We start from the raw sequence: 7,292 nt of genomic DNA, 5'->3' as shown, positions 1-7,292 counted from the left end.
TCGACTTGCATGTGTTAGGCCTGCCGCCAGCGTTCAATCTGAGCCATGATCAAACTCTTCAATTTAAGTTTGGTTGCTTCGAAAAGCGGCTCAATGAATTGCTGAAATAAACTGTTCGACTTCTTATTGCTAAGAAATCGTCTTGGTCACTTCATCAGACATTGAAAATCAAAAATTGTTTTTGATGTTCGATGCTGTGAGTGCCCACACAGATTGCTTGATTCAAATTGTTAAAGAGCGACGCAACAGTGTGTTGCTGCGGGAGTGGAATTCTACTCAACCGCCCTCTCGAGTCAAGCCTTATTTTCAAAGGCTTTTCGAGGTTATCGACGAGGTTGTTTGCGTTGCCGCTTGCCCTGTCGATGGAGGCGCATTATAGGGAGCCGATTCTTTCTGGCAAGGGTAATTTGCATATTTTTTTGATAAGACCGCACAACCGTTCAAACAACAAACAACAAGAAGAAAATTCGAGCTAAATCACACATTATGGAGGCAGATGACAGGCAAGCCTCTTCTTAACTCATATAAGCCATTTCCGATTGTTGACGCGCCAGCCAAAGCTCCTCCATCTCCAGCAAAGTTTGATAGATTTTCTCCGCCTGTTCTGGCCGGCTGAACAGATAGCCCTGTCCATACAAGTGGATATCGGTCAGGGATCGCAGTACATCAAGCTGGGCCTGAGTCTCAATCCCTTCACAAACCAGACTCTTGCCCAACATGGATCCCATCCGGCAAATATTGGCGACCAGCTCGGATGCCTCCATGGAAGTATCAATGCCCTGTATGAAGGAGCGGTCAATCTTCACCTTGCTCACAGGTAGCTTTTGCAGATAACTCAAAGATGAATAACCAGTCCCAAAATCGTCTAATGCCAGCAACACACCCTGTTGATTGAGATCCTGCATCAGTTGCAGCGAATTCTTCACTTCGCGCATGGTGGTATCTTCAGTGACCTCCAAAACCAGACTGCTGGCTGGCAGGTGGTGCTCCATCAATGCCTTGGCCACCAATTTGAGCAAATTGCGCTGGTACATGCCCGGCGAGACATTCACGCACATCTGCAGGTCGACCATACCCAACTGATGCCACTGATAAAGCTGCTCGCAAGCGGTGTTCAACACCCAGCCACCCAGACGCTCTGCAAGCTGGAACTCCTCAGCCACCATGATCACTTCGTTTGGCGGAATAAAGCCCAGCTCCGGATGCCGCCAGCGCAGCAGTGCCTCGACAGCTTCACAACGACCACTCTCGAGATTGACGATGGGTTGGTAATAGAGTTCCAACGCATTGTGTTCCAGCGCCATGATCATGTCCGAGGCCAAATGCTTGCGCCGCGCCGTCTCGTTGAGCAAGGAGTTATCGTAAATCACATAGGGGACATGGGTCTTGCGGCTATGGAACAGAGCCTGTTCCGCACGACTCAATAACTCCTGTGTTTTATCGCTGTCCATCGGATAGAAGGCAATCCCGATCCCCACCTCGAGCCGGAAGGGATAGTTATCATAGACGATATCTTGCTTCAGAACGTGCAGCAGTCGCGCTACCAGCTCCCTGACCTGACGCAGATCGCTGCTACCACGCTGGATAATGGCAAATTGATCGCCACCCAACCGACCACTCCACTCCCCTTCTTCACAGAGCAATCTGATCCGTCTGGCCAATTCACTGAGCAAAAAATCGCCCGCGTCATAACCAAACTTGCTGTTGATATCTCTGAAGTCGTTGATATCGACCAATACCAATCCGAAAGGCACCTCCTGAGTGGCACAGAGCTCCATCCGTTCCAGCAATGCCACCCGATTGGAGAGACCCGTCAACGGGTCACGCCTTGCTGCCCTAAAGTGACGTCGAGCTTCATATACAAGAAGCGAGCTAAGGAGTAAAACCGAGATAACCAACCCAGACACCATCAACAGCAGAGCATTACGCAATTGACCAAAATGGCGATCATTCTCTGAGTAGATGTTGATGTTCTTCTGCATAACGGAAGCTAGTGCATAGGATAAAGGCTCCTGCAAGGGGGCTAGGCGCATCATTATTTGCTGGTAGACAGAGTCTCCGCTCTGCAGCTTGGTAATGACAGGCTCTATATCGCGAATGTTGTTTTCAATCAGTTGCACCAAGCGCAAGGTTTTCTGCTTATCCTGCATGCTTTTACGCAACTGACCGCTCAACAGGATGGGGGTTCTGCTCCAAAGAATGTCATAGCGCAACATCAGGTCATTGTGCTCTATTCCACCATAATGGTAGACCTCTACAGCACTGAGGAAACGCCCCAACTCGAGCTGCAGCTGCATCAGCGCCCAGGAGACATCATAGGTATATTTCTCCATCGCTCTGGTCGCATTCTGGAGCTGAACCAGACAATAAAGGGTGCTCCCGGTAAACGACAGGATGGATACATACAGAATGACGAGCAGTGGCCACGCCCTAGTCTTTCCTTTCACCCCGTGCTCCCGTGACTCTTTTATCAGTGTTGAATATCTATCAGATCCAGCTGCCAAATCATCATGTCGGTATATTCAGAGCGCTTCAGCTCCGGATATTGATCAAGAGGCAACATAAACCAGAGCGGCCCCTTGTCACGGACCCTCATGGCTACCCCGTCATCTTCCCAAGCAAGAATAGGGTTATACTTGGCAACTTTGTCCCAATTGATGCGGATCTGGAAACTGTTCAATGCTGTCAGGGTTATGCTCTTGCCATTAGCCCCCACTGCGGCCAGCACATCCGCCACCTTGGGCCCTCTGTACTTGTGAGGTTTATCAACCCAAGGGTTGCTGGTGACTATCTCATATTGCGGCAATGCCTGCAGCGTGGCCAAGTCAAAAAGCACTTTGCCATCGACCTCATCTGCGGCTCTGATATTGCCGCTTACTTTCAAGATCACTGGTCCCTTGAGGGCCTCGGCAGCCAACAGCGGCATGGTAATCAATGCAAACAGCAGAGTTATCCATCTGAGCACCTTCATCTTTCCTCCATACACTTTTCTGCTATCAACAGACTCAGTTTAGTCAGATATAAAAAAACGGCCCGCCAAGGCGAGCCGTTTCTCAAACAGAGCCGGGATGATGATTACATCATGCCCATGCCGCCCATGCCACCCATATCAGGCATGGCTGGAGCATCTTTCTTCGGCAGCTCGGTCACCATGCACTCGGTGGTGATCATCAGGCCGGCGATAGAAGAGGCGAACTGCAGAGCAGAGCGGGTGACCTTGGTCGGATCCAGAATACCCATGGTCAGCATGTCACCGTACTGCTCGGTGTAAGCGTTGTAACCGAAGTTGCCTTCACCATTCTTCACCGCGTTGGCGATGACGGAGGCTTCTTCACCGGCGTTGATGACGATTTGACGCAGCGGGGCTTCCATGGCACGCAGGGCAACCTTGATACCGACGTTCTGGTCTTCGTTGTCACCGCGCAGGCCAGCCAGTTTGGCTGCAACGCGAACCAGCGCAACACCACCACCGGCAACCACACCCTCTTCAACAGCAGCACGGGTAGCATGCAGAGCATCTTCTACGCGAGCTTTCTTCTCTTTCATCTCGACTTCGGTAGCAGCACCCACCTTGATTACGGCAACACCGCCTGCCAGCTTGGCTACGCGCTCTTGCAACTTCTCACGGTCGTAGTCGGAGGAAGTCTCTTCGATCTGCTGACGGATCTGGGCAACACGACCTTCGATCACACCGGCATCACCCACGCCATCGATGATGGTGGTGTTCTCTTTGGTGATGACGATGCGCTTGGCACGACCCAGATCTTCCAGAGTCGCTTTTTCCAGCTCCATGCCAACTTCTTCGGAGATGACAGTACCGCCAGTCAGTACGGCGATATCCTGCAGCATGGCCTTGCGACGGTCACCGAAGCCAGGCGCCTTGACGGCAGCCACTTTCACGATACCGCGCATGGTGTTGACCACCAGAGTCGCCAGGGCTTCGCCTTCCACGTCTTCAGCAACAATCAGCAGCGGCTTGCCAGCTTTGGCAACGCCTTCCAGCACCGGCAGCATTTCGCGGATGTTGGAGACTTTCTTGTCAACCAGCAGGATGAACGGGTCGTCCAGTTCAACGGAACCGGTCTCTTGCTTGTTGATGAAGTAGGGGGACAGGTAGCCGCGGTCGAACTGCATACCTTCAACAACTGCCAGCTCATCTTCCAGACCCTGACCATCTTCAACGGTGATGACGCCATCGCGACCCACTTTGTCCATGGCTTCAGCAATCAGCTTGCCCACTTTCTCGTCGGAGTTGGCGGAGATGGTGCCAACCTGAGCGATGGCATTGCTGTCGGCACACGGCTGAGACAGTGCTTGCAGCTCGGCAACAGCAGCCACAACGGCCTTGTCGATACCGCGCTTCAGATCCATCGGGTTCATACCGGCGGCAACGGCTTTCAGACCTTCGTTGACGATAGCCTGAGCCAGAACGGTTGCAGTAGTGGTACCGTCACCGGCGGCATCGTTCGCCTTGGAAGCCACTTCCTTGACCATCTGGGCGCCCATGTTCTGGAACTTGTCTTCCAGCTCGATTTCGCGCGCAACAGATACACCATCTTTAGTGATGGTCGGGGCGCCGAAGGACTTGTCCAGCACCACGTTGCGGCCTTTCGGGCCCAGAGTCACCTTGACGGCATCAGCCAGGATGTTTACGCCTTCCAGCATCTTGATGCGGGCTTCGTTACCAAACTTAACGTCTTTAGCTGCCATTTTTCTTCAATCCTTAAATCAATTCGGGGAAAAGGAGGATGGATTACTCTTCGACAATCGCCAGGATGTCGGTTTCGGAGAGGATCAGGACGTCCTGACCATCCAGCTTCTCGGTCTTCACACCGTAGCCTTCGTTGAAGATAACTTTGTCACCAACCTTCACGGCCAGCGCTTTGACTTCGCCATTATCCAGGATGCGACCAGTCCCCACGGCAAGCACTTCACCACGGGTGGACTTCTGGGCCGCAGTACCAGTCAAGACGATACCGCCGGCAGATTTGGCTTCAGCTTCGATGCGCTTGATGATGACGCGGTCGTGCAGTGGACGAATTTTCATCGATAACTCTCCCAAAATGAGTCTCATTGTTGCTTTGAGGAATGGCCGTTCCAGGCCAAATTAGATATGTCCCTGATGTGGGGCAGAGTTGCTAACCCTTCAAGGGCAAATACAAAAAAAATTTTTTCACGTACTATAAACATCTTCGATGGTTCAGCCGTGTCCGCACTCTGGAGCAAGGTCGGTTCAAGCCGCCTGGTTTCCATGCCAGAACCTTCAAAGCCAGCTGTAGAGACGAGCCCTTGACCCGCACCAACCCCATGCTGACAGCCCCTATTCCTGTCGTACTGCGCCAGATGACGGGCCCCATGATCTTCGGCATCATCGCCATTCTGGCCTTCAATCTGGTCGATACCTTTTTTATCGGTATGCTGGGCACCGAAGCTCTGGCCGCCATCAGTTTTACCTTTCCCGTCACTTTTGTGGTTACCTCGCTGGCGATGGGATTGGGCGCCGGATTGTCAGCGGTGATCGGTCATACCCTGGGGCAGGGCAAACACGATGAGGCGGCCCATCTCGCCACCGACAGCCTGTTTCTGGCGGTCATCATGGTGGCCCTGCTCTCCGCGGGGGGAGCTCTCACCATCAAGCCTCTGTTTACTCTGCTGGGGGCCAGTGCCGAGCTTATCTCTCTCATCCATGACTATATGCTGATCTGGTATCTCACAGTCCCCATGCTGGTGCTGCCCATGGTGGGCAATGCCGCCATCCGGGCGACCGGCGATACCAAAACCCCCAGTCTGGTGATGGCCGTAGCCGGGCTGGTCAACGGGGTACTGGACCCTCTGTTGATCTTCGGCATCGGCCCCTTTCCCGAGTGGGGGATCCGCGGGGCCGCCATCGCCACCTCTATCTCTTGGTTGATGGCGATGCTGGTCAGCCTCTATATCCTGCGTCATCGGGAAGGCTTGCTGCTGTGGCGCCTCTCGCCGCGGGCCCGGTTGCTGTCCCACTGGCGGGCGTTACTCCATGTCGCCGTCCCCGCCTCTTTTACCAATATGCTCAACCCCTTGGCCAATGCGGTGCTGATGACGATCTTTGCGGGCCTGGGTACCGAGGTGGTAGCCGCTTACGGCGCCGCATCGCGGGTCGAGGCGCTGTTGCTGATTGTGATGATGGCCCTCGCCTCCGTACTGGCCCCTTTCATCTCGCAAAACTGCGGCGCTGGCAATCCGGCCCGCGCCAAAGCTGCTCTGCAAAGCTGCATGAGGTTTGCGTTGCTGTTCCAGCTCGCCATCTATGGCCTGACCTGGCTACTGGCGCCACTCATCGCCAATCTGTTCAGCGATCATCCGCAGGTCATTCGCCTTATCATCCTCTATCTGCATCTGGTGCCGATCGGTTACGGCTTTCAGGGCATGGTGATGCTGCTGGCCTCGGCACTCAATGGCGTGCGAGCATCCAGTATTTCGTTCTTATTCAACGGATTGCGACTGTTTGGTTTTCTGTTGCCAGGAGCCTGGCTGGGGGCAAAGCTGGGGGGAGAACAGGGGATATATCTGGGGATACTGCTGGCCAATCTGGCGGCGGGCACCCTCGCATGGTGGTATGCCCGACACCGCTTCGAGGCGCTGTGCCATCAGGGCAAACCCTGATTCAGTCACTCGCCTCGGGTTTTCGTCTCATCGATTACTCTTTGCGCTCAAATTCGCCTTCGATGGTGGCGCCGCCCTGCTTGGCGTTCCCCAGATGATCATCGGACGGTGCGTTGCCAAACGGCGATTGAGTACGCTGGAAGCCACCCATCTGCATCCGGAACTGGCTGCTGCCGATCAGCTTGTCAGCCAGTTTGTTGCGCAGCCAGGGCTGCAGCAACAGCACACCGAAAATGTCGGTCACGAAACCCGGGATAATCAGCAGCAAGCCGGCCAACGCCAGCATCATGCCTCCCATCACCTCGCGGCCCGGCATCTCGCCCATCTGCATCTTTTGCTGGGCGCTGAACAGGGTCTTGATCCCTTCACTGCGCACCAGCGAGGAGCCCAATACAGCAGTCAGAATGAGCAAGCCGACAGTCGGCAGCGCCCCGATTACCGAGCCGACCTCGATCATCACGGTGAGCTCCAGCACAACCAGACCCACCAACAACAAAAACAACTTGCCCATATCCACTCCAGCACCGGTAAATTGAGAAAAAGTGGCGCCCATCCAACGATGGCCGGAGGCGATTTTGCCGCCCCGTCATCACCACTTTCTGCCCTGAATAAATGGGGGCAGCCCCCCTCTTTTCAAGTTGACCAACTGA

The 7,292-nt window shown here is 54.1% G+C and carries 6 protein-coding genes and 1 rRNA gene; 1 reads left to right on the top strand and 6 read right to left on the bottom strand.

Annotated elements, in window-relative coordinates; genetic code table 11:
• From G5332_RS09500 to G5332_RS09480, 5 genes are all read right to left on the bottom strand, one after another.
• A 16S ribosomal RNA gene (locus G5332_RS09500) occupies positions 1-65 on the bottom strand; the annotation flags it as partial.
• Positions 66-515: 450 nt separating this feature from the next.
• Entirely contained in the window at positions 516-2,447 is a 1,932-nt protein-coding gene (locus tag G5332_RS09495) for a putative bifunctional diguanylate cyclase/phosphodiesterase (RefSeq protein ID WP_227341942.1), read from the bottom strand.
• Positions 2,448-2,470: 23 nt separating this feature from the next.
• Positions 2,471-2,971: a molybdopterin-binding oxidoreductase gene (locus tag G5332_RS09490; RefSeq protein WP_421172235.1), complete on the bottom strand. Its 501-nt coding sequence runs from the start codon at positions 2,969-2,971 to the stop codon at positions 2,471-2,473.
• A 104-nt stretch (positions 2,972-3,075) separates the two neighbouring features.
• A complete protein-coding gene (gene groL / locus G5332_RS09485; RefSeq protein ID WP_005341224.1) occupies positions 3,076-4,710 on the bottom strand; it encodes a chaperonin GroEL in 1,635 nt (544 codons plus the stop codon).
• Between the two features lie 43 nt (positions 4,711-4,753).
• Entirely contained in the window at positions 4,754-5,047 is a 294-nt protein-coding gene (locus tag G5332_RS09480) for a co-chaperone GroES (RefSeq protein WP_005340573.1), read from the bottom strand.
• Between the two features lie 260 nt (positions 5,048-5,307).
• Between G5332_RS09480 and G5332_RS09475 the strand changes: the two genes are divergently transcribed.
• Positions 5,308-6,642 carry an MATE family efflux transporter gene (locus G5332_RS09475; RefSeq protein ID WP_235630050.1) on the top strand — a complete coding sequence of 445 codons (1,335 nt, stop codon included), beginning with the start codon at positions 5,308-5,310 and terminating at the stop codon, positions 6,640-6,642.
• A 34-nt stretch (positions 6,643-6,676) separates the two neighbouring features.
• Here the strand turns inward: G5332_RS09475 and G5332_RS09470 are convergent, their stop codons facing one another.
• Positions 6,677-7,153, bottom strand: coding sequence for an FxsA family protein (locus tag G5332_RS09470; protein WP_100646746.1), 477 nt, complete (start codon positions 7,151-7,153; stop codon positions 6,677-6,679).
• Positions 7,154-7,292 lie beyond the last annotated feature (139 nt).

The organism is Aeromonas sp. 603757, assembly GCF_049171255.1.
Classification (GTDB): domain Bacteria; phylum Pseudomonadota; class Gammaproteobacteria; order Enterobacterales; family Aeromonadaceae; genus Aeromonas; species Aeromonas veronii_A.
The sequence above is the reverse complement of the archived record's forward strand: the minus strand, read 5'-3'. Positions and strand labels throughout refer to the sequence as shown.